3 protein-coding genes are annotated in these 3294 nt (G+C 73.7%); 1 reads left to right on the top strand and 2 read right to left on the bottom strand.

Translation table 11 applies throughout. From position 1 onward, the window contains the following. Nucleotides 1-44: 44 nt before the first annotated feature. Nucleotides 45-1328 (bottom strand): phosphopyruvate hydratase, encoded by a 1284-nt coding sequence (gene eno, locus ACFWEK_RS20220; RefSeq protein ID WP_429764507.1) that lies wholly within the window; start codon nt 1326-1328, stop codon nt 45-47. 174 nt (nt 1329-1502) lie between these two features. On the opposite strand from eno, the gene ACFWEK_RS20215 reads away from it, so the two are divergent. Beyond that, entirely contained in the window at nt 1503-2195 is a 693-nt protein-coding gene (locus ACFWEK_RS20215; RefSeq protein WP_430555201.1) for a hypothetical protein, read from the top strand. Nucleotides 2196-2267: 72 nt separating this feature from the next. On the opposite strand, the gene ACFWEK_RS20210 is transcribed toward ACFWEK_RS20215, so the two are convergent. After that, complete coding sequence (locus ACFWEK_RS20210) at nt 2268-3191, bottom strand: phosphotransferase (protein ID WP_430555200.1); 924 nt, start codon at nt 3189-3191, stop codon at nt 2268-2270. Nucleotides 3192-3294: the final 103 nt, after the last annotated feature.

The raw sequence follows: 3294 nt of genomic DNA, 5'->3' as shown, positions 1-3294 counted from the left end.
CCCCGTGCGGAGCGACCGGCCGTCGTCGTGCAGCGTCCCGGGCGTCAGCCCTGGAAGCGCGGGAAGGCCGAACGGCCGGCGTAACGACCGGCGTCGTCCAGCGCCTCCTCGATGCGCAGGAGCTGGTTGTACTTGTTGATGCGCTCGCCGCGGGCGGTGGCGCCGGTCTTGATCTGGCCGGCATTCGTGGCGACGGACAGGTCGGCGATGGTGGTGTCCTCGGTCTCGCCGGAGCGGTGCGAGGTCATCGTCGTGAAGCCGTTGCGCTGCGCGAGCGTGACGGCGTCGAGCGTCTCGGTGAGCGTGCCGATCTGGTTGAGCTTGACCAGCAGCGAGTTGGCGGCCTTCTCCTCGATGCCGCGGGCGAGGCGCTCGGGGTTGGTGACGAACAGGTCGTCGCCGACGACCTGCACCTTGTCGCCGACCTCGGACACGAACTGCGTCCAGGCGCCCCACTCGTCCTCGGACAGCGGGTCCTCGATGGAGACGATCGGGTAGTTCGCGACCAGGCCCTCGTAGAGCTTGATCATGTCCTCGGTCGAGTGCACCTCGCCGTTCTTGAAGTGGTACGCCCCGTCCTTGAAGAACTCGGTCGCGGCGACGTCCATCGCGATGGCGACGTCGGAGCCCGGCGTGAAGCCCGCCTTCTCGATCGCCTCGACGATGAGGTCCAGGGCGGCGGAGTTCGACGGCAGGTCGGGGGCGAACCCGCCCTCGTCGCCGAGGCCCGTGGAGAAGCCCTTGCCCTTCAGCACGCTCTTGAGGGCGTGGTAGACCTCGGTGCCCGTGCGCAGGGCCTCCTTGAAGGTCGGCGCACCGATCGGCGCGATCATGAACTCCTGGAAGTCCACCGTCGAGTCGGCGTGCGACCCGCCGTTGATGATGTTCATCATCGGCACGGGCAGCACGTGCGCGTTCGGGCCGCCCACGTAGCGGAACAGGTCCAGGCCGGCCGACTTCGCGGCGGCCTTCGCGACGGCGAGCGAGACGCCGAGGATCGCGTTGGCGCCCAGCTTGCCCTTGTTCGGGGTGCCGTCCAGCTCGATGAGGGTCTGGTCGATGATGCGCTGCTCCTCGGCGTCGTAGCCGATGAGCTCGGGGGCGATGTCGTCGATGACGGCGTTGACCGCGCCCTCGACGCCCTTGCCCAGGTAGCGCCCCTTGTCGCCGTCACGACGCTCGACGGCCTCGAACGCGCCGGTCGAGGCGCCCGACGGGACCGCCGCGCGGGCGAAGGTGCCGTCGTCCAGCGCGATCTCCACCTCGACGGTGGGGTTGCCGCGCGAGTCGAGGATCTCGCGTGCTCCAACGGCTTCGATGCTTGCCACGGGTGCTCCTTCAGACGGGGTCCGCGGGCGACCGCGCGACCACGCTCAGGCGAGTGCCCGGGGCCGCTGACGCCCGCGACGGTGCTGGGTTGACGCCCCCAGCCTAGACCGGCGCCTCAGCACGGGCGCCCGCGACCACCCACCGGGCACGGCCGCGCCGATAGCGTGGACCCCGTGGACAGCGTCTGGGACTTCCTCGGCTCGTACTGGTGGCTGATCTTCTTCGTCGGCCCCGCCGTCGGCGGCATGGCCCGGGGCATCTCGAGCTGGGACCGGCAGCGGCGCCAGGACAAGCTCGAGATGTACCGCATCAAGCACGGCGCCCCGCAGCCCGCCGCCCCGGCCGAGCAGGCCGACGGCGAGGCCCTGACCAGCGAGATCGAGCGCACGGTGGCCGCGCACGACGCGACGCAGCAGCGCTGGCTGGCGTACGAGCTCGACGCCGTGAAGTCCCTCGAGTACCCGTTGATGTCGGACATGCGTGAGCAGGTGACCGTCGATTTCCACCGGGCCCGGCGGGCGGCGGAGGACCTCCGCCCCGACGACCTGGACGAGCTGCGCGACCGCCGCCGCCTCGACCGCTACCGCGACGCCGTCCGCGAGATGCAGGTCCGCTTCGACGTCGCGGAGCGGGAGGCGAAGCGGCGTCGCGCGTCCGACTTCTCCCCCGCCGAACGGCAGGCCCTCGACCGGGCGAAGAAGCTGCTTGCCATGGCCGACGACGAGGGGTCGTCGCAGGCCGAGCGGCAGTCCGCGTACCGGCGGGCCATGAAGGAGCTCGAGGGGATCGTCGTGCTGCCCGACGCCGCCACCGATGCGCTCGAGCAGCGCATCGCCGGCGAGCTGGGGCAGACCGCGGGCGACTGACCGACGGACCGCCCCTCCCGAGCGACCCGGTCAGCGCTCGTCGGGCAGCGTCCGCCGGGCCGCCCGGCTCCCTCAGACGGCCGTGGCCACCAGCCGCTCGAGGGTCGCCCGGGCTGGCGGCCCCCAGGTGGGCTTGCCGCCCGGGCGGCCGTGGTCGCCGGCGTGGCCGACGAGCAGCCCGCCCAGCGCGGTGGCCGCCGCCCACCCGCGGGCGCGACGTCGGGTCGCGTCGTCGGCGGGGCGGCCGTCCGGTCCGCGGTAGGCCGCGTGGAAGAGGTCGACGGCGCCGTCGGGCAGCAGACGCCACGCGCCGGCCAGGTCGTAGGCGGGGTCGCCGGCGCACAGGTCGCCGAAGTCGACCACGCCGCTCAGGGCGCCGTCGGCGGTGACGACGTTGGCCGGGTGCAGGTCGGCGTGCAGCCACACCGCCGGCCCGTCCCACGCGGGGGCGTCGACGGCGTCCTGCCAGACGGCGCGCAGCGGCTCGGGGTCGCCGACGAGCCCGCGCTCGACCACCTCGGCGAGACCGTGCTCGACACCCACGGTGTGGTCCGCGAGCGAGCCACCGCGGCCCCGTCCGGCCGGCGCGCCGTCCGGGGCCGGGTGATGCAGCGCGGACAGGAACGCCGCGAGGACGTCCGCCGACTCCGGCCGCGTGACGGGTGCACGGTCGGCGGGCTCGCCGGGCACCCACGTCGTGACGATCCAGGGTCGACCGAACAGGGCGCCCGGCTCGCCGAGCCGCTGCGGCACGGGCACCGGCAGCGGCAGGTGCGGGGCGATCCCGGGCAGCCAGTCGTGCTCCTTGCGCAGGAGGGCGTCGGCCGACCCCGTGGCCCACGGCAGCCGCACGGCGAGGTCGTCGCCGAGCCGCCAGAGCTGGTTGTCCCAGCCGCGCGCGCCCAGGCGGACGGGGAGGTGGGCGAGGTCCGGGTGCTGCTCGCGCAGCAGGTCCCGGACCAGGTCGGCGGTGATCTCGACGTCGGTGGTGGTCACGCCGCGTCACGCTAGCGGCGCGCGCCACCCCGCCGGGGTCGCGCCACGACCCCGCACCGGATCGTCACGACGTCGGCACGCACCGCCCTTCGAGCAAGCGATC

It is taken from the genome of Isoptericola sp. NPDC060257, from assembly GCF_042726645.1.
GTDB lineage: Bacteria > Actinomycetota > Actinomycetes > Actinomycetales > Cellulomonadaceae > Isoptericola > Isoptericola nanjingensis.
Note: the sequence above shows the minus strand (reverse complement) of the source record. Positions and strands in the feature narration are given on the sequence as shown.